At 67.1% G+C, this 22,027-nt stretch carries 22 protein-coding genes; 18 read left to right on the top strand and 4 right to left on the bottom strand.

Annotated features, from left to right (window positions below; genetic code table 11):
- Positions 1 to 3 precede the first annotated feature (3 nt).
- Positions 4 to 468, top strand: coding sequence for a hypothetical protein (locus ATO9_RS12890; protein ID WP_052418293.1), 465 nt, complete (start codon positions 4 to 6; stop codon positions 466 to 468).
- On the opposite strand, the gene ATO9_RS12885 is transcribed toward ATO9_RS12890, so the two are convergent.
- The 3 genes from ATO9_RS12885 to glmU are packed head-to-tail and all read right to left on the bottom strand — an operon-like array spanning position 458 to position 4,323.
- Positions 458 to 1,150: a DNA alkylation repair protein gene (locus ATO9_RS12885; RefSeq protein WP_043749479.1), complete on the bottom strand. Its 693-nt coding sequence runs from the start codon at positions 1,148 to 1,150 to the stop codon at positions 458 to 460. The genes ATO9_RS12890 and ATO9_RS12885 overlap by 11 nt on opposite strands.
- The gene (glmS, locus tag ATO9_RS12880; protein ID WP_043749477.1) at positions 1,147 to 2,967 is read right to left on the bottom strand and encodes a glutamine--fructose-6-phosphate transaminase (isomerizing); all 1,821 of its coding nucleotides are present in this window, start codon (positions 2,965 to 2,967) and stop codon (positions 1,147 to 1,149) included. Before glmS ends, ATO9_RS12885 begins: the two co-directional genes overlap by 4 nt.
- Positions 2,968 to 4,323, bottom strand: a complete 1,356-nt coding sequence (glmU, locus tag ATO9_RS12875; protein ID WP_043749474.1) for a bifunctional UDP-N-acetylglucosamine diphosphorylase/glucosamine-1-phosphate N-acetyltransferase GlmU — start codon at positions 4,321 to 4,323, stop codon at positions 2,968 to 2,970.
- 152 nt (positions 4,324 to 4,475) lie between these two features.
- On the opposite strand from glmU, the gene ATO9_RS12870 reads away from it, so the two are divergent.
- The 3 genes from ATO9_RS12870 to ATO9_RS12860 all read left to right on the top strand — a co-directional run bounded on the left by ATO9_RS12870 (position 4,476) and on the right by ATO9_RS12860 (position 7,770).
- The gene (locus ATO9_RS12870; RefSeq protein ID WP_043749846.1) at positions 4,476 to 5,138 is read left to right on the top strand and encodes an HAD-IA family hydrolase; all 663 of its coding nucleotides are present in this window, start codon (positions 4,476 to 4,478) and stop codon (positions 5,136 to 5,138) included.
- Between the two features lie 95 nt (positions 5,139 to 5,233).
- Complete coding sequence (locus tag ATO9_RS12865) at positions 5,234 to 6,565, top strand: TCR/Tet family MFS transporter (protein WP_081979559.1); 1,332 nt, start codon at positions 5,234 to 5,236, stop codon at positions 6,563 to 6,565.
- Positions 6,562 to 7,770: a DegT/DnrJ/EryC1/StrS family aminotransferase gene (locus ATO9_RS12860; protein WP_043749471.1), complete on the top strand. Its 1,209-nt coding sequence runs from the start codon at positions 6,562 to 6,564 to the stop codon at positions 7,768 to 7,770. Before ATO9_RS12865 ends, ATO9_RS12860 begins: the two co-directional genes overlap by 4 nt.
- A 60-nt stretch (positions 7,771 to 7,830) precedes the next feature.
- On the opposite strand, the gene ATO9_RS12855 is transcribed toward ATO9_RS12860, so the two are convergent.
- Positions 7,831 to 8,307 carry a pyridoxamine 5'-phosphate oxidase family protein gene (locus tag ATO9_RS12855; protein WP_043749469.1) on the bottom strand — a complete coding sequence of 159 codons (477 nt, stop codon included), beginning with the start codon at positions 8,305 to 8,307 and terminating at the stop codon, positions 7,831 to 7,833.
- A 139-nt stretch (positions 8,308 to 8,446) separates the two neighbouring features.
- On the opposite strand from ATO9_RS12855, the gene ATO9_RS12850 reads away from it, so the two are divergent.
- From ATO9_RS12850 to ATO9_RS12785, 14 genes are all read left to right on the top strand, one after another.
- Positions 8,447 to 9,610, top strand: a complete 1,164-nt coding sequence (locus ATO9_RS12850; RefSeq protein ID WP_043749466.1) for an isovaleryl-CoA dehydrogenase — start codon at positions 8,447 to 8,449, stop codon at positions 9,608 to 9,610.
- A 30-nt stretch (positions 9,611 to 9,640) separates the two neighbouring features.
- Positions 9,641 to 9,931, top strand: a complete 291-nt coding sequence (locus ATO9_RS12845; protein ID WP_043749464.1) for a hypothetical protein — start codon at positions 9,641 to 9,643, stop codon at positions 9,929 to 9,931.
- Complete coding sequence (locus ATO9_RS12840) at positions 9,931 to 11,484, top strand: AMP-binding protein (RefSeq protein ID WP_052418292.1); 1,554 nt, start codon at positions 9,931 to 9,933, stop codon at positions 11,482 to 11,484. The genes ATO9_RS12845 and ATO9_RS12840 overlap by 1 nt, the downstream gene beginning before the upstream one ends.
- 49 nt (positions 11,485 to 11,533) lie before the next feature.
- On the top strand, positions 11,534 to 13,138 hold the full coding sequence (locus ATO9_RS12835; protein WP_043749462.1) for a carboxyl transferase domain-containing protein: 1,605 nt from the start codon (positions 11,534 to 11,536) through the stop codon (positions 13,136 to 13,138).
- Positions 13,139 to 13,321: 183 nt separating this feature from the next.
- Complete coding sequence (locus ATO9_RS12830; RefSeq protein ID WP_043749459.1) at positions 13,322 to 14,284, top strand: NAD(P)H-dependent flavin oxidoreductase; 963 nt, start codon at positions 13,322 to 13,324, stop codon at positions 14,282 to 14,284.
- Positions 14,284 to 14,820, top strand: a complete 537-nt coding sequence (locus ATO9_RS23500; RefSeq protein WP_052418291.1) for a hypothetical protein — start codon at positions 14,284 to 14,286, stop codon at positions 14,818 to 14,820. The genes ATO9_RS12830 and ATO9_RS23500 overlap by 1 nt, the downstream gene beginning before the upstream one ends.
- Positions 14,813 to 16,750, top strand: coding sequence for an acetyl/propionyl/methylcrotonyl-CoA carboxylase subunit alpha (locus ATO9_RS12820; protein WP_043749838.1), 1,938 nt, complete (start codon positions 14,813 to 14,815; stop codon positions 16,748 to 16,750). The genes ATO9_RS23500 and ATO9_RS12820 overlap by 8 nt, the downstream gene beginning before the upstream one ends.
- A 53-nt stretch (positions 16,751 to 16,803) precedes the next feature.
- The gene (locus ATO9_RS12815) at positions 16,804 to 17,463 is read left to right on the top strand and encodes a glutathione S-transferase family protein (RefSeq protein ID WP_043749457.1); all 660 of its coding nucleotides are present in this window, start codon (positions 16,804 to 16,806) and stop codon (positions 17,461 to 17,463) included.
- On the top strand, positions 17,460 to 18,125 hold the full coding sequence (locus ATO9_RS12810; protein WP_043749454.1) for a glutathione S-transferase family protein: 666 nt from the start codon (positions 17,460 to 17,462) through the stop codon (positions 18,123 to 18,125). Before ATO9_RS12815 ends, ATO9_RS12810 begins: the two co-directional genes overlap by 4 nt.
- A complete protein-coding gene (locus ATO9_RS12805; RefSeq protein WP_043749453.1) occupies positions 18,126 to 18,989 on the top strand; it encodes a hydroxymethylglutaryl-CoA lyase in 864 nt (287 codons plus the stop codon). It begins immediately after the preceding gene.
- 42 nt (positions 18,990 to 19,031) lie between these two features.
- Entirely contained in the window at positions 19,032 to 19,814 is a 783-nt protein-coding gene (locus ATO9_RS12800; protein WP_043749450.1) for a crotonase/enoyl-CoA hydratase family protein, read from the top strand.
- A 530-nt stretch (positions 19,815 to 20,344) separates the two neighbouring features.
- Positions 20,345 to 20,710 carry an NADH-quinone oxidoreductase subunit A gene (locus ATO9_RS12795; protein WP_043749449.1) on the top strand — a complete coding sequence of 122 codons (366 nt, stop codon included), beginning with the start codon at positions 20,345 to 20,347 and terminating at the stop codon, positions 20,708 to 20,710.
- Positions 20,711 to 20,787: 77 nt separating this feature from the next.
- Entirely contained in the window at positions 20,788 to 21,318 is a 531-nt protein-coding gene (locus ATO9_RS12790; RefSeq protein WP_043749835.1) for a NuoB/complex I 20 kDa subunit family protein, read from the top strand.
- A gap of 12 nt (positions 21,319 to 21,330) precedes the next feature.
- Positions 21,331 to 21,945, top strand: a complete 615-nt coding sequence (locus ATO9_RS12785; RefSeq protein WP_043749446.1) for an NADH-quinone oxidoreductase subunit C — start codon at positions 21,331 to 21,333, stop codon at positions 21,943 to 21,945.
- Positions 21,946 to 22,027: the final 82 nt, after the last annotated feature.

The raw sequence follows: 22,027 nt of genomic DNA, 5'->3' as shown, positions 1-22,027 counted from the left end.
GCCATGAAATACGCTCTCTTCCTTCTCGTTCCGCTGGCCGCGTCCTGCGGTCTTGTCCAGCCCAAGCCGGATCGGCCCGGTGCGGTCGATGCGTCGGCCCCCGCCGGGCCCTTTGCCGGCACGCGCCCGCAGGCCCGCCCGGGCACAGAGGCCGCGGCGATGGATGCCCCGGCTGACGTGGTCGAGGCGGCGCAGCCCGCCGCCGCGACGCCGCCTGCCAGCGGACGACTGGGCACGACCGTCGCCTCGCTGGGCAATGCGGCAGAACCGGGAATGTGGATCAAGACGCCGCTGGTGCGACAGGCGGGGACGGGGACGATCACCTATCCCGAAACCGGCCGCAGCGTAGAGGCGCAGCTGATTCCGCTGGACGGTCCGCCGACCGCCGGGTCGCGCGTGTCGCTGGCCGCGATGCAGGAGCTGGGCGCGCCGCTGACCGGCCTGCCGGAGCTGGTCGTCAGCCGCTGAGGTATTTCGACGCCTCGCGCCGGGCGAAGGGTTTCATCGCGGCGCCATGAGCGTCGAGGAAGGCCTTCGCGCGCGCCGCGTCGTGCTTGGACAGGTCGCGCACCCACCAGGCGACGGCCTTCTGGATGAACCAGTCCGGGTCCGTGACATAGCCGGCGGCCCAGCCGAGGATGCGGTCGCGGGCCTGTGCCTCGGCCTCGGACGGGTGGTTGGACTTGGTCAGGGCCAGCGTGATGACAAGCGCGGCGCGTCGCGTCCACATGTGATCGGAGCGGGTCCAGCCCTCGACCTCGTCCAGACGCGAGAGATCGGCCATGATGCGGCGCTGCCCGGCCATGCAGGCGTGATCGGCGATGGCCCAGCTGTCGAATTCGGGCACCCAGTCACAGATCAGCCGCCAGACCCCGTCATCGGGGCGGATGCGGGCCTGGGTCAGCAGCTTGGCGGCGGCGATCCGGGCCTCGTGGATATCGGTGGCCCAGAGGTCGCGGGCCAGGGCCACGCGGTCATCGACGGTCAGCGCGCGGCGCCATTCGGCGGTCAGGTCGTTGATGGCCGGGTTGGGCACGCCCAGATGCGGGCGCGGCACCTTGTGATAGGCGGCCGAACCTTCGGCCCGGCCGGGTTCGGCATGGGCGCGCAGGGCGGTCAGGGCCGCCTCGGCATCGCCGGGGGCGGTCATTCCACCGTCACGGATTTCGCCAGGTTGCGCGGCTGGTCCACATCCGTGCCCTTGGCGACGGCGGTGTGATAGGCCAGCAATTGCGCCGGGATGGCGTAGAGGATCGGGCAGAGCAGGTCTTCGACAACGGGCATCTCGATGGAGCGCCAGATGCCGTCTCCGGCCGCCTCGATCCCGGCCTTGTCGGAGATCAGCAGCACCTTGCCGCCACGGGCCATGACCTCCTGCATGTTCGACACGGTCTTGTCGAACAGCGGGTCGCGCGGGGCCATCACGACCACCGGCACGTTCTGGTCGATCAGGGCGATCGGGCCGTGCTTGAGTTCGCCGCTGGCATAGGCCTCTGCGTGGATGTAGCTGATTTCCTTGAGTTTCAGCGCCCCTTCGAGCGCCAGAGGATACATCTGGCCCCGGCCCAGGAACAGCACGTCCTGCGCCTCGGCCAGTTCCTGGGACAGGCGTTCGGTGATCGCCTCGGTGTCCAGCGCCAGGTTCAGCCGGGCGGGCAGGCCGCGCAGCGCGGTGACGATCTCGGCCTGGCGGTCGGCGTCGAGGCGGCCGCGCTGGCGGGCGGCCTCGAGCGCGACGATCAACAGGACGGTCAACTGGCAGGAGAACGCCTTGGTCGAGGCGACGCCGATTTCGGTGCCCGCGAGGATCGGAAGGGCCAGGTCGCTTTCCCGCGCGATGGAGCTTTCGGGGACATTGACCACCGACAGGATCGTTCGGGCCTTGCCGGCGCAGTAACGCAGGGCGGCCAGGGTGTCGGCGGTCTCTCCGGACTGGCTGACGAAGAGCGCGATCGCATCCTCGCCGACGGGCGGTTCGCGGTAGCGGAATTCAGAGGCGACATCGACTTCGACCGGGATGCCGGCCAGTTTCTCGATCCAGTACTTGGCGGTCAGGCAGGCATAGTAGGCGGTGCCGCAGGCCACCAGGATCATGCGGGAAATGCCATTGAAATCAATGCCGTCACCCGGCAGATGCAAATCCGTGCCGGAGCCGAAATAATGGCTGATCGCATCGCCGATCACCTGCGGCTGTTCGGCGATTTCCTTGGCCATGAAATGCTTGTGCCCGGCCTTGTCGACGCGGGCCGCATCCATGTGGATCTTGCGCATCTCGCGGTGGACCTGTTCGCCATTCGCATCCCGGATCTCGATGCTGGAGCGGGTGACAATGGCCATGTCGCCCTCCTCCAGATAGGTGATCCTGTCGGTCAGGGGCGCCAGGGCGATCGCGTCGGAACCCACGTAATTCTCGCCATCCCCATGCCCCACGGCAAGGGGGGAACCCTTGCGGGCGGCGATCAGCAGGTCCTCTTCGCCGTCGAAGAGGAACAGCAGCCCATAGGCCCCTTCGAGCCGGGTCAGGATGCGGGCGACGGCAGCGCGGGGGCTGTCGCCCTGGTCCATGTAGTGGCGGACCATCAGCGCGATGGTTTCGGTGTCGGTATCGGTGTCGAAGCCGATGCCCTGTTCGGCCAATTCGGCGCGGAAATCCTGGTAGTTCTCGATGATCCCGTTATGCACCACCGCGACCGGGCCGGCCTGATGCGGGTGGGCATTGCGGGTCGAGGGTTCGCCATGGGTGGCCCAGCGGGTATGGCCGATCCCGGACTTGCCGCGCAGCGGGTCGTGGACCAGCAGATCCGACAGGTTCACCAGCTTGCCGACGGCGCGGCGGCGTTCCAGCTTGCCATTGTTGATCGTGGCGATCCCGGCGCTGTCATAGCCGCGATATTCCAGCCGTTTCAGCGCCTCGACAAGGAAAGGGGCGGCTTCGTGGCTGCCCAGATACCCGATGATTCCACACATTTACTGGGCCCCCTTGTCGCGTTTTGCCTTTTGCTGCTTGAGCATTTCGAACAGGCGCCGGGCCAGGCCCGGTTTGGTCACCTGGCGGGCCCGGCCGATGGCCAGCGCGCCCGGTTCGACGTCTTCGGTGATGACCGACCCCGATCCGGTCATCGCGTCGTCGCCCACCGAGACCGGCGCGACCAGCATGGTCGAGGAGCCGATGAAGGCGCGGGCGCCGATCCGGGTCTGGTGCTTCATGACGCCGTCGTAATTGCAGGTCACTGTGCCGGCGCCCAGGTTCGCATCCTCGCCGACCTCGGCATCGCCGACATAGGACAGGTGGCTGACCTTGGCGCCGCGATCCAGCCGGGCGGCCTTGATTTCCACGAAGTTTCCGACCTTTACGTCCTCGGACAGTTCCGCGCCGGGGCGCAGGCGGGCGTAGGGGCCGACGGTCGCGCCGCGGCTGACATGGCAGCCCTCGAGATGCGAAAAGGCGCGGATATGGGCGCCGGATTCCACGGTCACATCGGGGCCGAAAACGACGTTCTGTTCGACCTCGGTATCGCGGCCGATCACCGTGTCGAAGGCGAAGAAGACCGTATCGGGTGCGGCCAGGGTGACGCCGTTCTCCAGCGCCTCGGCGCGGGCGCGGTCCTGGAATTTCGCCTCTGCCCGGGCCAGTTCCGGGCGGGAATTGATGCCCAGCGTTTCGGCCTCGTCACAGGTGACGGCGCCGGCGGACAGGCCGCGCGACCGGGCGAGCCCCACGATGTCGGTCAGGTAGTACTCGCCGGAGGCATTGTCGTTGCCCACCCCGTCGATCAGGTCGAACAGCAGATCGGCCCTGGCGGCGACAACGCCGGAATTGCAGAGCGTTATCTGCCGTTCCTCATCCGTTGCGTCCTTGAACTCAACAATGCGTTCAAGCTTTTCCCCGTCCATGACAAGTCGCCCGTAACGGCCGGGATCGGCGGCCTCGAACCCCAGGACGACAATGTCGTGGGCCTGGCGCGCGGCCTGCATCTTTTCGAGCGTCTCGGGCTGGATGAAGGGGGTATCACCATAAAGGACGATCGCATCGCCATCAAACCCGTCCAGCGCGGTGCGGGCCTGGGCGACCGCGTGGGCGGTGCCCTTCTGTTCGCTCTGCACGGCGATTTCGGCCATCGGCTGATAGGCGGTCGCGGCGGCGGCCACGGCTTCGCCGCCATGGCCGGTGACGACGACAAGGCGGGACGGTTCCAGCACCTCGCCCGAGCGGATGGCATGGACCAGCATCGGGGCGCCCGCGATCTTGTGCAGCACCTTGGGCAGGTCGGAATTCATCCGTGTGCCCTGTCCGGCGGCGAGAATGATCAGTGCGGTGCTCATTTTGCCTGGTGCCCCTGCATTGTTTTTGGCTTTCGCTCGTTTTATCCGGATGGGGTTTGCTTGCAAGGGCGGGCGACGCGAATTCGGATCAACTTGGGTTTCGGCCCGTAACAGGACCGCGCGGAATTCCGCGCGATGAAGGGGCAGGAATGATGGGCACGGTGGTCTTCGATCTGGACGGCACGCTGGCGGATACCAGTGGCGATCTGCTGGCGGCGGCGAATGCCTGTTTCGTCGGCATGGGGGCGGGGCAGGTGCTGACGCCTGCCGATGCCGGCACCGCGCTGCGCGGCGGTCGGGCGATGCTGCGGCTGGGCATGGCGCGGATCGGGCGCGAGGGCGACGAGGCCGAGATCGACCGCCAATATCCCCTGCTGCTGGAGGCCTATTCGGGGGCAATCGCGGTGCATACGCGGCTTTATCCCGGCGCGATGGAGGCCGTCGCGGCGCTGGAGACATCAGGCCACAACGTGGCAATCTGCACCAACAAACCCGAGGCGCTGGCACGGCAATTGCTGAGCGATCTCAATGTGCTGGACGCTTTCGCGGCGCTGATCGGAGCCGATACGCTTCCGGTGCGCAAACCCGATCCCGAACCGCTGCGCGAGGCGGTGCGCCGCGCGGGCGGTGATCCGGCAATTGCCTGCCTCGTGGGGGACAGCGACACTGACCGCAACACCGCGCGCGCCGCGGGGGTGCCCTCGATCCTTGTGACCTTCGGCCCGAGCGGAGAGGACATGGCCGCGCTGGACCCGGAGGTGCTGCTGGAGCATTTCGACCACCTGCCGGGTGTGGTCGCGGGGCTATGGTCCTGACGCGTCGTCAGCCTTTCATCAAACCGTTGCTTGACCCCGATGAACGCGGCGCTTAACCGCGTCGCATTCAACTGGTTGACCCTTGGTTCCTTCCCATGTCCGAGCCGCGGACCCCTTTGACAGAAGAGCTGACCGAGGCTGCCGCGACCGTGTCGCTGGCGCCGCGGTCCGCCGTGCTGTTCATCTTCGTGACCGTGCTGCTGGACATGATCGGGCTGGGGCTGATCCTGCCGGTCGTGCCCGCCTTGCTGGCCGATGTGGGCGCCACGGATCTGGGCCAGGCCACGGTGATCGGCGGCTGGATGTTCGCGGCCTATGCGCTGGCGCAGTTCCTGTTCGGCCCGGTCATGGGCAGCCTGTCGGACGCCTATGGCCGCCGCCCGCTGCTGTTGCTGGCCATCGGCGGGCTGGCGGTCGATTATGTCTTTTCGGCTCTTGCGCCGACTCTGGTGCTGATCTTTGCGGGCCGGGTCATCGCGGGGCTTTGCGGGGCGAGCCACGTGATCGCCTTTGCCTTTCTCACCGACATAACCACGCCGGAGCGGCGCGCCCGCGCCTTCGGCATGGTGGGGGCGGCGCTTGGACTGGGCTTCGTGATCGGGCCGGCCATCGGCGGGTTGCTGGGCGAGTTCGGGCCGCGCGTGCCGTTCTGGGCGGCGGCGGGCGTGTCGGCGCTGAACCTCGTCTTCGGCTGGTTCGTCCTGCCCGAGACCCTTCCGCCGGAGAACCGGCGCCGCTTTGACTGGCGCCGTGCCAACCCGTTCGGGATGTTCAAGGTGTTCCGCGGCTATCCGACGGTGCTGCCGCTGACCGGTGTGCTGGGGCTCTACCTGTTCGCGGGCGCCATCTACCCGACGCTCTGGGCGTTCTGGGGCATTGCGCAATTCGGCTGGAGCGAGGCGATGATCGGCGTGACGCTGGCTGCCTTCGGCATCCTGACCGCCACGACCGAGGGGCTGTTGTCCGGGCCGCTGGTCCGCCGGTTGGGCGAGCATCGGATCGTCGTGATCGGGCTGGCCATCGCGTCGCTGGGGGCGCTCGGGTTCGGGCTGGCGACGACATTGACGATGGTGCTGGCGCTGCTGGTCTTCGTCGCTTTCGAGGGGTTGGTGCATCCCTGCCTGACCGCCGTGATGACCAAGGAAGTCCCGGATGACGCGCAGGGCGAATTGCAGGGCGGGATTTCCGGCCTGTCCAACCTGGCGATGCTGTTCGGCACGATCTTCTTCTCGCAGATTTTCGGCTGGTTCGTCCGGCCCGAGGCGGCGACCCCGCGCCCCGGTGCCCCCTTCGTGATCGCGGCGGGGCTGTTGGCGCTGGCGCTGGTGGTGTATCTGGCCCTGCGGCGTTCCGTTGAGGGCACCGACGGAGGTGGATTGACGCAGGCCGCACCGCATTCGACACTTGGCCCGCAGGAGGCCCCATGACCGAAACGTTCAAAGGCTCGTTCACCCAGCAGGAACCGATCCCCGACGAGGCGATCGCGGCGGCCGTCGCGGTCATGCAGAGCGGGCGTCTGCACCGCTACAACGTGGCCGAGGACGAGGCGGGCGAGGTCGCGTTGCTGGAACAGGAATTCGCCGCGGCCATGGGCGCGAAATACGCGCTGGCCACCGCGTCGGGCGGATCGGCCATGGCCACGGCCCTGCGCGCCATCGGCGTGGCGCCGGGCGACAAGGTGCTGACCAATGCCTTCACGCTGGCCCCGGTGCCCGGTGCAATCGCGTCTTTGGGCGCGGTGCCGGTCTATGTGGGCGTGACCGAGGATCTGCTGATCGACCTTAATCATCTCGAGGCGCTGGTGGGGCAGGGTGGCTCCAAGGTGCTTCTGCTGAGCCATATGCGCGGGCATATCTGCGACATGGACCGGCTGATTGCGATCTGCGATGCCGGTGGCGTGGCCGTGATCGAGGATTGCGCGCATACGATGGGCGGCGCTTGGGACGGCGTCATGTCGGGGCGGCATGGGGCCATGGCCTGCTATTCCACCCAGACCTACAAGCACCTCAATTCCGGCGAGGGTGGCTTCCTGATTTCCGACGATGCTGAGCTGATGGCGCGGGCCATCATCCTGTCGGGCAGCTACATGCTTTATGATCGTCACCTGGCGGCTCCGGGGCCCGAGGTGTTCGAAAAGGTGAAGTACGTGACGCCCAATGTCTCGGGCCGGATGGACAATCTACGCGCCGCGATCCTGCGTCCGCAACTGCGCCGCCTGTACGAGCAATGCGAGCGGTGGAACGAACGGTATCGGACGGTGGAGGCCGGTCTGCGCGACACGCCGGGCCTGCGCATCGTCGAGCGCCCGGCGAAGGAACGCTATGTCGGGTCCTCGATCCAGGTGCTGCTGCTGGACTGGACGGACAAGGCCGTGAACGAGGTGATCGACCGCTGCAAGGCCCGCGGGGTGGAGCTGAAATGGTTCGGCGGCGCGGAGCCGTCGGGCTTTACCTCGCGCTATGATAGTTGGCGTTATGCGCCGTCCGACAGGCTGCCGCAGACCGACCGGGTGCTGCGGGGGATCATCGACATGCGCCTGCCGCTGACCTTTTCGCTGGAGGATTGCGCGCTGCTGGCCCGGATCATCCGGGCCGAGGTCAGCGCCGTCTGGCAGGCCGGCGCAACCGCCTGACCTGACAGCGAAAACGCCCCCGGTCTTGGGGGCGTTCTGCATTGGCTTGGGATCGGACGCTTAGAACGTGATCTTGCCGTGGTCGCCGGCATCCGGCGTGTCGTCCGTCAGGTTGGCCTTGGTCACCTCGTAGAGGAACCCGGCCGCGCCGTCGGTGGCCCAGACCTCGGCCGTGGCGGGACGGAAGGCCAGCAGGCGAACGTCGTCATCCTCGCGGCCATCCTCGAACCAGGCGCTGGCCACGGGGGACCACAGTTCGTCCAGCTTGTCGGGATTGTCGGCGACCGTCAGGCTGCCTTCGATATCGGCATAGATCTTGGCGGCGGAATCGCCGATCAGGTAGCGGACCCGGCCCGCACCGCGCGCCGTATGGGCCGCATCGGACCCGTCGGCGGTGATGAACCAGATCACGCCGTTCTCGCGGTCGGCATAGGGGGACATCGGAATTGCCCGGCCCGACACGTCCAGCATGCCGGCGCGCGCGTCACCGATCCGGTCCCAGAAGGTATCCGTCAGTTTGGTCGCAAAATCTTTCATGGTGATCTCCTTTATCTGGCTGCTGCCATTTGGAAGACCAACGATGCCGCGCCGCCCGTGGTTCCTTCCGCTTGACCCGACTCGCGGCCTGTGGTTGGTATATGAACAAGTGTTCAATAAATGGGAGAGGAGGCCCGCCATGTTCAACGCTTCCATGACGTTCGATCTGGGCGAGGACGTGAACGCGCTGCGCGACATGGTGCACCGTTTCGCGCAGGAACGGATCAAGCCGCAGGCCGCCGAGATCGACAGCAGCAACGAATTCCCGCCCGCCCTCTGGAGAGAGATGGGCGATCTGGGCCTGCTGGGCATCACCGTGGACGAGGCCTATGGCGGGTCGGGCATGAGCTACCTGGCCCATGTCATCGCGGTCGAGGAAATCGCGCGCGCCTCTGCCTCCGTGTCGTTGTCCTACGGGGCGCATTCGAACCTCTGCGTGAACCAGATCAAGCTGAACGGCTCCGAAGAACAGAAGCAGAAATACCTGCCTGGCCTCATCTCGGGCGAGCATGTGGGCGCGCTGGCCATGTCCGAACCTTCGGCCGGGTCCGACGTCGTGTCGATGAAGCTGAAGGCGGAGAAGCGCAACGGCTATTACGTGCTGAACGGCAACAAGTACTGGATCACCAACGGCCCCGACGCCGACACGCTGGTCGTCTATGCCAAGACCGACCCGGAGGCTGGCTCCAAGGGCATCACCGCCTTCATCATCGAGAAGGACATGACGGGGTTCTCGACCTCGCCGCATTTCGACAAGCTGGGGATGCGCGGGTCCAACACCGCCGAGCTGATCTTCGACAATTGCGAAGTGCCGTTTGAGAATGTGCTGGGCGAAGAGGGCAAGGGCGTGCGCGTTCTGATGTCGGGCCTCGATTACGAACGCGTCGTGCTGTCGGGCATCGGCACCGGCATCATGGCTGCCTGCCTGGACGAGATCATGCCCTACATGGTCGAACGCAAGCAGTTCGGCCAGAGCATCGGGAATTTCCAGCTGATGCAGGGCAAGATCGCCGACATGTACACCAAGATGAACTCGGCCCGCGCCTATGTCTACGAGGTCGCCAAGGCCTGTGACCGGGGCGAGGTGACCCGCCAGGATGCGGCGGCCTGCGTGCTCTACGCCTCCGAGGAGGCGATGGTCGTGGCGCACCAGGCGGTGCAGGCCATGGGCGGGGCAGGCTATCTGAACGACAACCCGGTGGGCCGCATCTTCCGCGATGCCAAGCTGATGGAGATCGGGGCGGGGACCTCGGAAATCCGTCGGATGCTGATCGGGCGGGAGCTTATGGCCTCGATGAGCTGAGGCGACGCCCGGAGGAGGGCGCCAGGGAGGATGGTTCGGATCATGGTGATCGCGCTGGCAGGATTGATGATCGTGCTTGGCCTTCGGGTCGGTTGGTACGTCATCACCCGCAGCGAAACCGACGCCATCACCCGCGCCGCAGAGGATTACGTGAGGATGGAGCGCCAGATGGGCCAGGATGCCAGCATGACCGATTGTTCGGCCCGCCCCGCACCGGGGCTGGCCTGGCTGAGCGTCATCTGCCGCCCGCGTGGCGGGGCGCAGACCTATCGCTATTCCGTCGACCAATGGGGCCGGACCACCCGGCTGAGCCCGCGCTGATGCTGGACCGGACGCTTTCATATGACGCGCTGCGTGACGGGTTTGCCTGGAACATTCCGCCCCGGCTGAACATGGCGGCGCAGGTCTGCGATGACTGGGCGGCGCGCAGCCCGGCCCGCACCGCGATCATCGACATGACCGGCGCACGGCGGCGCGACGTCTCCTATGGCACGCTGCGCGAGATGGCCGAACAGCTGGCTACGGGCCTGGCGGATCACGGCGTGACCCGTGGTGACCGGGTCGGCGTGCTGCGGTCCCAGGATGCCTGGTGCGCCGCCGCCCATATCGCGATCTGGAAGCTGGGCGCGATTTCCGTCCCTCTTTTCAAGCTCTTCCGCGAGGATGCCCTGCGCAGCCGGATCGAGGATAGCGGGCTGACCCTGGCCGTCAGCGATGCCGAAGGGGCCGGGATGCTGGAGGGGCTGGCGCAGGCGCTGGTGCCGGAGGATGGCGTGCCGGAGCTGCTGACGCCGACGCTGGACACGGCGGCAGAGGACCCGGCGGTGCTGATCTATACCTCCGGCACGACGGGCAAGCCCAAGGGCGCGCTGCATGCGCACCGAGTGCTGACCGGCCACCTGCCGGGCGTGGAGATGAGCCATGACTTCTTGGGCCGGGAGGGCGATTGCCTGTGGACCCCGGCGGACTGGGCCTGGATCGGCGGGCTCTTCGACGTGCTGATGCCGGGGCTGGCGCTTGGCGTGCCGGTGGTGGCGGCCCGCATGGCCAAATTCTCGGTCTCGGAATGCCGGGACCTGATCGCAAGCACCGGTATCCGCAACATCTTCTTCCCGCCGACGGCGCTGCGGATGCTCAAGGCCGAGGGTGCGACGATCCCCGGCCTGCGCTCGGTCGCCTCCGGCGGCGAACCGCTCGGGGCCGAGATGCTGGCCTGGGGGCGCGAGGCGCTTGGCGTCACGATCAACGAGTTCTACGGCCAAACCGAATGCAACATGGTCGTGTCCTCCTGCGCCGCGTCCTTTGCGGCGCGCCCGGGCTGTGCGGGACGCGCGGCGCCGGGGCACGAGGTCGCCGTGATCGACGACAGCGGCGCGGTGACCGGGGACGAAGGCGACGTGGCCGTGCGGCGCGGATCGGCCTCCATGATGCTGGAATACTGGGAAAAACCCGAGGCCACGGCCGAAAAGTTCCGCGGCGAGTGGATGCTGACCGGCGATCGCGGCGTGATCGAGGATGGCTTCCTGCGCTTTGTTGGGCGGGAGGATGACGTCATCACCTCGGCCGGCTACCGGATCGGGCCGGGGGAGGTCGAGGATTGCCTGCTGACCCATCCTGCCGTCGCGACGGCGGGAGTGGTCGGCAAGCCGGACCCGCTTCGCACCGAAATCGTCAAGGCTTACATCGTGTTGAAGGATGGCGTTGATCCATCGCCCGACACGGAGCAAGACATTGTTAATTATGTGAAATCCCGACTTTCGGGGCACAATTACCCGCGCGAGATCGCCTTTGTCGATGCCCTGCCGATGACGGTGACGGGCAAGGTGATCCGCAAGGAGCTGAAGGCCCGCGCCGTGGCGGAGACGCAAGCATGATCGCTTTCCTTCGTTTGACCCATTCATCCCATCTGTCCGAGGAGGCCCCATGAAGCTGATCTCCCAAGCCATTGCCACGTCGGAGGATTTCCGCAGCAATCGAGAGAACCACCTGGCCGCGCTGGAGCTGGTCCGCGAGGCGGCCGAGGCCGCGGCGGCCGGGGGCGGGCAGAAATCCCGCGACCGCCATGTCAGCCGGGGCAAGATGCTGCCGCGCGACCGCGTGGCGGCCCTGCTGGACCCCGGATCGCCCTTCCTCGAGATGGGCGCGACGGCGGCGCATGGCATGTATGACGGCGCGGCGCCGGGCGGCGGGATCATCACCGGGATCGGCCGCGTGCAGGGTCAGGATTGCATGATCGTGTGCAACGATGCGACCGTGAAGGGCGGCACCTATTACCCGGTCACCGTGAAGAAACACCTGCGTGCCCAGGAGGTTGCGGAGGAAAACCATCTGCCCTGCATCTACCTGGTCGACAGCGGCGGCGCCAACCTGCCCAACCAGGACGAGGTGTTCCCGGACCGCGACCATTTCGGCCGTATCTTCTACAACCAGGCCAACATGTCGGCCAAGGGCATCCCGCAGATCGCGGTGGTGATGGGCTCCTGTACGGCGGGTGGGGCCTACGTGCCGGCGATGTCGGACGTGACGATCATCGTGAAGGAACAGGGCACGATCTTCCTGGCCGGGCCGCCGCTCGTGAAGGCGGCGACGGGGGAGGTCGTTTCGGCAGAGGATCTGGGCGGCGGGGACGTGCATACGCGGCTGTCGGGCGTGGCGGATTACCTGGCGGAGGATGATGCCCATGCTCTTAGCCTGGCGCGGCGCGCCGTGGCGGGATTGAACCGGCAGCGACCGCAGACCGTCCGCTGGGAAAGCCCCGAGGATCCGGCCTATGACCCCGAGGAGATCATCGGCGTGGTGCCGGCCGATCTGCGCACGCCCTACGACATCCGCGAGGTGATCGCGCGGGTCGTCGACGGCTCGCGCTTTGACGAGTTCAAGCCGCGTTTCGGCGAGACGCTGGTGACCGGGTTCGCCCATGTGATGGGCTGCCCCGTCGGCATCGTAGCCAATAATGGCGTGCTGTTTTCCGAGGCCGCGCAGAAGGGTGCGCATTTCGTGGAGTTGTGCTCTCAGCGGAATATCCCCCTGGTTTTCCTGCAGAATATCACCGGCTTCATGGTCGGGCGGAAATACGAGAACGAGGGTATCGCCCGGCACGGCGCCAAGCTGGTGACCGCCGTGGCGACGACCAAGGTGCCCAAGATCACCATGCTGGTGGGGGGCTCTTTCGGGGCGGGCAATTACGGCATGGCAGGCCGCGCCTACCAGCCGCGGCTGATGTGGACCTGGCCCAATTCGCGCATCTCCGTCATGGGCGGGGAGCAGGCGGCGGGCGTGCTGGCCACCGTGAAACGCGACGGGATCGAGCGGACGGGCGGCAGTTGGTCGGCGGAGGAGGAGGCCGAATTCAAGCGCCCCACCATCGAGATGTTCGAGCGGCAGTCGCATCCGCTTTATGCGTCGGCGCGGCTTTGGGATGACGGGATCATCGACCCGCGCCAGACCCGCGACGTGCTGGCGCTGAGCCTGTCGGCCACCCTGAATGCCCCGATCGAGGAGACGAAGTTCGGTGTCTTCCGGATGTGATTTTTCCCCTCTTTTGCCGCGTCGGTATCACGTCGGTATCACGTCGGTATCGCGTCGGTGCCGAGGTCGGTCCCGGTCTGGGACCCGGGCCGGCCTGGCGGCCGGTGCGGGGGCGCTGCCCCCGTCGCCTGCGGGGCGACTCCCCCGGGATATTGACCGGCCAGATGAAAGCGGGGCGTGGGCATGATCGAGACACGTCTCACGAAAGCCTTCGGGCTGGATCATCCGATCCTGTCGGCGCCGATGGCGCTGGCGGCCGGCGGGGCGCTGGCGCGGGCGGTGAGTGAGGCCGGCGGGCTGGGCCTGATCGGCGGCGGCTATGGCGATGCGGACTGGCTGGAGCGGGAATATCGCGCGGCGGGCAATGCGCGGGTGGGCTGCGGCTTCATCACGTGGAAACTTGCGGAGCAGCCGGAGCTACTGGGCCGGGTGCTGGAGCGCGATCCCGCCTGCCTGTTCCTGTCCTTCGGCGATCCGCGCCCCTTTGCGGCGGAGATCGCGGCGGCGGGCGTGCCGCTGATCTGCCAGGTGCAGACTTTGGATCATGCGCGGGAGGCCGTCGAGGCGGGCGCGCAGGTCATCGTGGCGCAGGGCGGCGAGGCCGGGGGCCATGGCGCGAACCGGGCCGTGATGACGCTGGTGCCGGAAGTGGCGGATTACCTGAACCGCGCAGCGCCGGAGGTGCTGTTGCTGGCCGCGGGCGGGATTGCCGACGGGCGCGGCCTGGCGGCGGCGCTGATGTTGGGGGCGGATGGCGTTCTGGTCGGAACGCGGCTCTGGGCCAGTGCGGAATGCCTGGCGCCGCGCCCGATGCTGGAGGCGGCCGTGGCCGCGGGGGGCGATGCGACGCTGCGGTCGTCGCTGCCCGATATCGCGAGGGGGCTGGACTGGCCGGCGCCGTTTACCATCCGCACCGTCGAGAACGACTTTACCCGGCGCTGGCAGCAGGATCCCGAGGGGCTGCGCGCCGCGGGGGGCGAGGCGGAGGCCTATGCCCGGGCCGCGGCGGAGGGCGATGCCAGCATGGCGCCGCCGATTGCCGGGGAAGCGGTGGGGTTGATCCATGACCTACCCGGCGCGGGAGAGATCGTGACGCGGATCGCTGCGGAGGCCGAAGGCCTGCTGGGCGGCGGGTGGCGTCGGTGATGGCGGAGCGGGACCAGGGCCAGGCAGGCGAGCGCCTGTCGGACGAAGAAACCGGCGTGACCTGGGTGCATGTGGGGCGCGAGGCGGCGCATGGGCATCCCAAGGGAAAGCCGGGCGGGCCGATGTGGCTGGTGATCGGCTATTTCGCGCTGCTGGCGCTGGGCTGGGCCTATGGGCTGATGGCGGGGCAGGTGCCCCTTGGCATGGGGCTGGCCGGGGTGCTGGTGCCGGCCTTGCTGGCAGCGGGTCTGTATCTGCGCATCCCCTATGCGATGCCGGTGACGGTGGTCGTCGCGGCGCTGACGATCCTCTATCACCTCGCCTCGATCCGCTACCTGAACGCGGTGGGGATGGGCAACGTGGTCGTGCTGATCCTCATCATCTTCTACCTGCTCGAGGGCGACCGGCCCAATCTGATCTATCGCCACCGGTACCGGTCCTATCCGCCTTCGGGCGGCGGGACCGGCAAGACGGATACGGCGGCTGGCCCCGTGACGGGCGAACAAGCGAAAGGACCTGACGATGGCTCTGTTTGACACGATCCTGGTTGCGAACCGAGGCGAGATCGCCTGCCGCGTGATCGAAAGCGCGCGGGCCATGGGGGTGCGGTCGGTGGCCGTCTATTCCGATGCCGATGCCGGGGCGCGCCACGTGGCGCTGGCCGACGAGGCGGTGCATATCGGCGGCGCGGCCCCGTCCGAGAGCTACCTGCGGACCGAGGCGATCCTGGCCGCCGCGGCGGCGACGGGGGCGCAGGCGATCCATCCGGGCTATGGCTTCCTGTCGGAAAACCCCGATTTCGTCGAGGCGGTGGAGGCGGCCGGGCTGGTCTTCATCGGGCCCTCAGCCAAGGCGATCCGGGCCATGGGGCTGAAGGATGCGGCCAAGGCGCTGATGGAAGAGGCCGGGGTGCCGGTCGTGCCGGGCTATCACGGGGCGGACCAGTCGGATGACGTGCTGTCGAAGGCCGCGGACGAGATCGGCTATCCGGTGCTGATCAAGGCCGTCGCGGGCGGTGGCGGCAAGGGCATGCGCCTGGTCGAGCGCGCCGCAGACTTTGCCGAGGCGCTGGAAAGCGCGCGGGGCGAGGCCCGGACGGCGTTCGGCAACCCCGACGTCTTGGTGGAGAAATTCGTCGAGAAGCCGCGCCATATCGAGGTGCAGGTCTTTGGCGACGGCACCCGCGCGGTGCATCTGTTCGAGCGCGATTGTTCGCTGCAGCGCCGCCACCAGAAGGTCATCGAGGAAGCCCCGGCGCCCGGTATGACCGTAGAGATGCGCGCCGCCATGGGCCAGGCCGCCGTGCGTGCGGCGGAGGCGATCGGCTACAAGGGTGCGGGCACGGTGGAATTCATCGTCGACGGGTCGGACGGGCTGCGCCCCGACGGGTTCTGGTTCATGGAGATGAACACCCGCCTGCAGGTCGAACATCCCGTGACCGAGGCGATCACCGGGGTCGACCTGGTGGAATGGCAGCTGCGCGTCGCCGCCGGTGAGCCGCTGCCGGTGGCGCAGGAGGATCTGACGATCACCGGCCATGCCTTCGAGGCGCGACTCTATGCCGAGGACGTGCCGGCGGGGTTCCTGCCCGCGACCGGGCGGCTTGCGCATCTCGCGTTTCCGGCCGGTGCGCGGTCCGACACGGGCGTGCGGTCGGGCGATGTCATCAGCCCCCATTACGACCCGATGATCGCCAAGATCATCACCCATGGCGCGACCCGCGACATTGCCCTGAAGCGGCTGGGCCAGGCCCTGCGCGAGACGCAGGTGGCGGGCACGGTGACCAACCTGGCCTTCCTGGGGGCCCTTGCGGGTCATGCGGGCTTTGCCGCGGGCGACGTCGATACCGGCCTGATCGGGCGGGACCTGGACGCGCTGGCCGCGGCGCCGGAGCCGACGGCACCCGCAATGGCCTGGGCGGCGCTCGTGGCCCTGGGGCTGGACGGTGCTCCGGCCCCGCTGGACGGGTTCGTGATGTGGGCGCCGCTGGGACGGGACGTCGTGCTGCGCCGGGGCGATGCGGATCTGACATGCCGGGTGGTGACACGCTCGGGCCGGTCGCACCTGGTGACGCTGCCGGACGGGATTGTGGTCGAGGCGCTTTACGATGCGGCGGGCTGGACGCTGGACGGTGACACCGCGCCCGCGCACCACGTCGAGGGCCACAAGGTCACGGTGTTCGACGGCTACGGACAGGCCTTCGAGCGGATCGACCCGCTGGACCGCGTCGCCGAGGCCGCGGCGGGCGGCAACCTGATCGAGGCGCCGATGCCGGGGCTGGTCAAGGTGATGCGGGCCGAGGCCGGTCAGAGCGTCAGCGCGGGCGACCGGCTGGCGGTGCTGGAGGCGATGAAGATGGAGCATTCCCTCACGGCGCCGAGAGACGGGGTTGTGGCCGAGGTTCTGGTATCCGAAGGTAGCCAGGTCGAAGCGGGGGCCCCGCTGATCCGGCTGGAGGATGAATGACCCATCCTTTGACGCGGGACGGGACCCCGGCATTTCCAATCGGAGGTTAAGGAATGTCTATCGTCTTGCATCATGTGCCGGCGTCGCGGTCCTTTCGGGTGCTGTGGCTGCTGCAGGAAATGGGGCTGACCCCGGAGATCAGGACCTATGCGATCCAGGACGGGTCGCTGCGCACGCCGGATTTCCTCGAGAAATCTCCGGCCGGGCGAATCCCCGCTCTGGAGATCGACGGACAGGTCATTCATGAAAGCGGTGCGATCACCGAATACCTGTGCGAGACCCGGCCGCAATACGGGCTGGGCCGCGAGGTCGGGCATCCCGAACGCGTGGAATTCCTCGAGGCGATGCATTACGCGGAAACCGCGGGGCATCTGATCGCCAACCTGAACCTGCAATGGATATTCCTGCGCGACCCCGCCCAAAGGTCCGACACGGTCGTGAAGATCGAGGCGCGGCGGCTGGCCGGCGCGCTGGCCCCGTTCGAAAGCCGCTTTGCCAAGCAGGATTTCATCCTGCCCTCGGGCTTTTCGGCGGCGGACACGATGATGAGCTTCTCCTTCTTCGCGGCGCGGCGCTATGTCCGGTTGGAAACCTTCCCCAACATCCTGGCCTATCTGGACCGCGTCCATGCCCGCCCCGCCTACAAGGCCGCGCGCGAGCTGGACGGCAGCCCGAATTTCCCGGCCGAAGACTTCTACGAGGTACGCTCTTGATCACCCTGCATCATTGTCCCCAGACCCGGTCCATGCGGATCCTGTGGTTGCTGCACGAATTGGAGGCCGAATTCCGCGTGGTGCCGCATGCCTTCGACAAGTCGCTGCGTGACCCGGAATTCCTGGTGATGTCGCCTGCGGGCCGGGTGCCCGCCATCGAGATGGACGGCGAGACCTATTTCGAAAGCGGCGCCATCACCGAGATCCTGTGCGAACGGTTCCAGGATCGCGGGCTGGGCCGGCTGATGGGCGACCTCGACCGGCCCGACTGGCTGGTCTGGCTGCATTTCGCGGAGACGATCACCCAGCACAGTGCCGCCCTGACCCAGCAGCATGTGGCGCTGTATGACGACACGATGCGCTCGCCCATGGTCATGAAGCTGGAGGCCGCACGGCTGAAGAAATGCTACGCCGCGATCGAGGGGCGTCTGTCGACCCCGGTGGAGAACCGCGACTACCTGCTGACCTCGGGCTTTTCGGCGGCCGATATCGCGGTGGGGCAGGCGGTCTACCTGGCCAAGTTCTTTGCCAAGCTGGACGGCTTTCCCGAGACCGAGAAATGGTACGAGCGGATCACCGACCGCCCCGGGTTCCGCGAAGCGCTGCCCGAAGAGGGGCGCGGCATCTACACGCAGGATTTCTACCCCGCCTGGGAGGTTTGAATGGCAGATTACGTCGAGATTTTCGAGGTCGGCCCGCGCGACGGGTTGCAGAACGAGGCCCGTGACATCCCCGTCGCCGACAAGATCGCGCTGGTCGACCGGCTGAGCGGTGCCGGGTTCCGCCGGATCGAATGCGCGTCCTTCGTGTCGCCGAAATGGGTGCCGCAGATGGCCGGATCGGGCGAGGTTCTGGCGGGCATCTGGCGCGCCAAGGGCGTGCGCTATGCCGCGCTGACGCCGAACATGCGCGGGTTCGAGGATGCGGTGAAGGCCGGCGCGGACGAGGTGGCGATCTTCGGGTCGGCCTCGGAAGGGTTTTCCAAGGCCAATATCAACGCCTCCATCGCCGAGAGCCTGGAACGGTTCGCCCCCGTGGCCGATGCCGCGCGGGAAGAGGGGCTGCCGGTGCGCGGCTATATCTCCTGCGTGACGGATTGCCCCTATGACGGGGCGACCCCGCCGGGCGCCGTGGCGCGGGTGGCGGCGGCCCTGCGCGACATGGGCTGCTACGAGATCTCGCTGGGCGACACGATCGGGCAGGGCACACCCGAGAGCATCGGGGCCATGCTGGACGCCGTGCTGGAAGAGATACCGGCCAACCGGCTGGCGGGCCATTACCACGACACGTCGGGCCGGGCGCTGGACAATCTCGAAGCCTCGCTGGAGCGCGGTGTGCGCGTCTTCGACGCCGCCGTGGGCGGGCTGGGCGGCTGTCCCTATGCGCCGGGCGCTGCGGGCAACGTGGCGACCGAAGCGGTGCATGACCGGCTGATCGCGCTTGGCTACGAGACCGGGCTGGACCGCGACGTGCTGGTCGAGGCGGCGGCGATGGCGCGTGCGATGCGCAGCGGTGCCGCGGCCTGAGCGGGTCCGGCGATTGAGACAGAGCGAGGAAAGGGAGGGGACATGGCCGAGACGGTGAGCATAGACCGGGATGCACGTGGGGTTGCCACGCTGTGGCTGGACCGGGCGGACAAGCACAACGCGATGAACGCGCAGATGATCCGCGAGATCCACGAGGCGGCGGACGAGCTGGGCGCGGATGAGAGCGTGCGCGTGGTGATCCTGGCGGCACGGGGGCGGACCTTCTGCGCCGGGGGCGATCTGGGCTGGATGCGCGACCAGTTCGACGCGCCGCCGGAACAGCGCGGACGCGAGGCCGGTGCGCTGGCCTACATGTTGCAGGCGCTCAACCTGATGCCCAAGCCGCTGATCGGGCGGCTGCAGGGCAATGCGTTCGGCGGCGGGGTCGGCATGGCCTCGGTCTGTGACGTGACCGTGGGGTCCGAGGCCGTGACCATGGCGCTGACGGAAACCCGGCTGGGGCTGATCCCCGCCACCATTGGGCCTTACGTCGCCGCACGGATGGGCGAGGCGCGGGCGCGCCGGGTGTTCATGTCGGGCCGCCGTTTCGGCGCGGCGGAAGCGATGGAGCTGGGCCTGTTGTCCCGTGTCGTTTCCGAAGAGGCGCTGGACGAGGCCGTGGAGGCCGAGGTCGCGCCCTACCTGGAGACCGCGCCGGGTGCGGTGGCCCGCGCCAAGGCGTTGCTGCGTCACCTGGGTCCGCCGATCACCGAGGAGGTGATCGAGCATTCCATCGGAGAGCTGGTCGCCTGCTGGTCCGGCACCGAGGCGCCCGAGGGGATCGGGGCGTTCTTCGACAAGAAGAAGCCGTCCTGGCAGGCGTGAGCTGCGCCTCGGGGCGATGCGGGGCCAGGTCGCGGATTCGTGAGCCGGCTTCATATCTTGTTGAGGCTGGCCCCCTGTCGGCGCCGATTTTTTCGCGGTGACTTTGCGTCAAGTTTTGCCCGTCCCGCGCCGGGGCCGAACCCGGCGCCGCGTGGCTGGCCGGGGCCGGAGGGCCAGCCCTCCGGACCTCCCGGGATATTTACCGGCCAGATGAAAGAGGGCGCGGGGTGCCAAGGGGCGCTTTTGCGGGGGTTTTCCGGTGGTCGAGGCTTTGGATTCCGGGCGGATTCCGGGCGGGATGCGGCGCGGGCGAGATCGGGAAATACCTGTGTGAAAGACTCGGGAATTGGATCGCGTAACCCCTTTGAAATCATTCGATGTCTTAAGGCAGTCAGGAATTTGCAAATGCAGCATTCCAATTGCGGAATATGGGCGGCTTTGGTTGACCCTGCCAAGGGGCGGGAGTAAACCCGCTAGCAGCTAGCAGGACCCGGGGGGGTCCGGCCGCCCTCAGGAAAGGAGCCTTCTACGTGGAAGTGATGCTCAGGGAATACCTTCCCATTATCGTCTTTCTTGTCATTGCCATCGGACTGGGCCTTGTTTTCATCATTGCTGCGGCGATCATCGCGGTCCGCAATCCCGACCCGGAAAAGGTGTCGGCCTATGAATGCGGGTTCAACGCCTTCGACGATGCGCGGATGAAGTTCGATGTCCGGTTCTACCTCGTCTCGATCCTGTTCATCATCTTCGACCTGGAAATCGCGATGCTGTTTCCCTGGGCGGTGGCGTTCAAGGATATCTCCATGGCCGGGTTCTGGTCGATGATGGTCTTCCTGGCCGTCCTCACGATCGGCTTTGCCTATGAATGGAAGAAAGGGGCCCTCGAATGGCAGTGACCAAGGATGACGCCCATGTGACGCAGGTTCAGGGTGACGGCACCCAGACCCCGCGCGTCAAGGGCGGCCCGTCGAACATGGCCGCCTATGGCGCCAACACCGCGGGCGGCGACAAGGAGCACGCCACCCAGGCGCTGAACAAGGAATTGCAGGACAAGGGCTTCCTGCTGACCTCGACCGAGGACCTGATCAACTGGGCCCGGACCGGGTCGCTGCACTGGATGACCTTCGGCCTGGCCTGCTGCGCGGTGGAGATGATGCACACCTCCATGCCGCGCTACGATGCCGAACGGTTCGGGATCGCGCCGCGCGCCTCTCCGCGCCAGTCGGACGTGATGATCGTGGCCGGCACGCTGACCAACAAGATGGCGCCGGCGCTGCGCAAGGTCTATGACCAGATGCCCGAGCCGCGTTACGTGATCTCGATGGGGTCCTGCGCCAATGGCGGCGGCTATTATCACTACAGCTATTCCGTGGTGCGCGGCTGCGACCGGATCGTTCCGGTGGACATCTACGTGCCCGGCTGCCCGCCGACCGCCGAAGCCCTGCTTTACGGCATCATGCAGCTGGCGCGGAAAATCCGCCGCACCGGTACGATCACGCGATAAGGAGCGGGAGCGATGAGCGAAGCGCTGAAGGAACTCGGCACCCATATCGAGCTGAAACGCCCCGATTGCGTGCTGGGCTGGAATATCGCCCTGGACGAGTTGACGATCGACGTCGCCCCGTCCAACATCGAGGGATTCGTGGAATTCCTGCGCAATGACGCGACCTGCAAGTTCTCGACCCTGGTGGACATCACCGGCGTCGACTACCCCGAGCGGGCCAAGCGGTTCGACGTGGTCTATCACTTCCTGTCGATGTACCAGAACCAGCGCATCCGCCTGCGTTGCGCGCTGCGCGAGGACGAGATGATCCCGTCGATCACCAATGTCCATCCGAGTGCCAACTGGTTCGAGCGCGAGGTATTCGACATGTTCGGGATCATCTTCTCGGGCCATCCGGACATGCGCCGCCTGCTGACCGATTACGGGTTCCGCGGCTATCCGCTGCGCAAGGATTTCCCGACCACGGGCTATACCGAGGTGCGCTATGACGAAGTGCAGAAGCGGGTGGTCTACGAGCCGGTGAAACTGGTCCAGGAATACCGCCAGTTCGATTTCATGTCGCCCTGGGAAGGGGCCAATTACATCCTGCCCGGTGACGAGAAGAAAGAAGAGGGGAAGGCCGGTTGATCCTGCATTTCCCCGATATCCACGAGGTAGCGAAGGGTGGGCGCGTGTCCGGTCCGACGGGGGAGCATCATGCTCTTGCCGT

The organism is Pseudooceanicola atlanticus (assembly GCF_000768315.1).
Classification (GTDB): Bacteria; Pseudomonadota; Alphaproteobacteria; order Rhodobacterales; family Rhodobacteraceae; genus Pseudooceanicola; species Pseudooceanicola atlanticus.
Note: the sequence above shows the minus strand (reverse complement) of the source record. Positions and strands in the feature narration are given on the sequence as shown.

Coding starts and splice junctions, on each gene's coding strand:
- ATO9_RS12890 (WP_052418293.1), top strand. CDS start 4: ATGAAATACGCTCTCTTCCTTCTCGTTCCGCTGGCCGCGTCCTGCGGT.
- ATO9_RS12885 (WP_043749479.1), bottom strand. CDS start 1,150: ATGACCGCCCCCGGCGATGCCGAGGCGGCCCTGACCGCCCTGCGCGCC.
- glmS (WP_043749477.1), bottom strand. CDS start 2,967: ATGTGTGGAATCATCGGGTATCTGGGCAGCCACGAAGCCGCCCCTTTC.
- glmU (WP_043749474.1), bottom strand. CDS start 4,323: ATGAGCACCGCACTGATCATTCTCGCCGCCGGACAGGGCACACGGATG.
- ATO9_RS12870 (WP_043749846.1), top strand. CDS start 4,476: ATGGGCACGGTGGTCTTCGATCTGGACGGCACGCTGGCGGATACCAGT.
- ATO9_RS12865 (WP_081979559.1), top strand. CDS start 5,234: ATGTCCGAGCCGCGGACCCCTTTGACAGAAGAGCTGACCGAGGCTGCC.
- ATO9_RS12860 (WP_043749471.1), top strand. CDS start 6,562: ATGACCGAAACGTTCAAAGGCTCGTTCACCCAGCAGGAACCGATCCCC.
- ATO9_RS12855 (WP_043749469.1), bottom strand. CDS start 8,307: ATGAAAGATTTTGCGACCAAACTGACGGATACCTTCTGGGACCGGATC.
- ATO9_RS12850 (WP_043749466.1), top strand. CDS start 8,447: ATGTTCAACGCTTCCATGACGTTCGATCTGGGCGAGGACGTGAACGCG.
- ATO9_RS12845 (WP_043749464.1), top strand. CDS start 9,641: ATGGTTCGGATCATGGTGATCGCGCTGGCAGGATTGATGATCGTGCTT.
- ATO9_RS12840 (WP_052418292.1), top strand. CDS start 9,931: ATGCTGGACCGGACGCTTTCATATGACGCGCTGCGTGACGGGTTTGCC.
- ATO9_RS12835 (WP_043749462.1), top strand. CDS start 11,534: ATGAAGCTGATCTCCCAAGCCATTGCCACGTCGGAGGATTTCCGCAGC.
- ATO9_RS12830 (WP_043749459.1), top strand. CDS start 13,322: ATGATCGAGACACGTCTCACGAAAGCCTTCGGGCTGGATCATCCGATC.
- ATO9_RS23500 (WP_052418291.1), top strand. CDS start 14,284: ATGGCGGAGCGGGACCAGGGCCAGGCAGGCGAGCGCCTGTCGGACGAA.
- ATO9_RS12815 (WP_043749457.1), top strand. CDS start 16,804: ATGTCTATCGTCTTGCATCATGTGCCGGCGTCGCGGTCCTTTCGGGTG.
- ATO9_RS12805 (WP_043749453.1), top strand. CDS start 18,126: ATGGCAGATTACGTCGAGATTTTCGAGGTCGGCCCGCGCGACGGGTTG.
- ATO9_RS12800 (WP_043749450.1), top strand. CDS start 19,032: ATGGCCGAGACGGTGAGCATAGACCGGGATGCACGTGGGGTTGCCACG.
- ATO9_RS12790 (WP_043749835.1), top strand. CDS start 20,788: ATGGCCGCCTATGGCGCCAACACCGCGGGCGGCGACAAGGAGCACGCC.
- ATO9_RS12785 (WP_043749446.1), top strand. CDS start 21,331: ATGAGCGAAGCGCTGAAGGAACTCGGCACCCATATCGAGCTGAAACGC.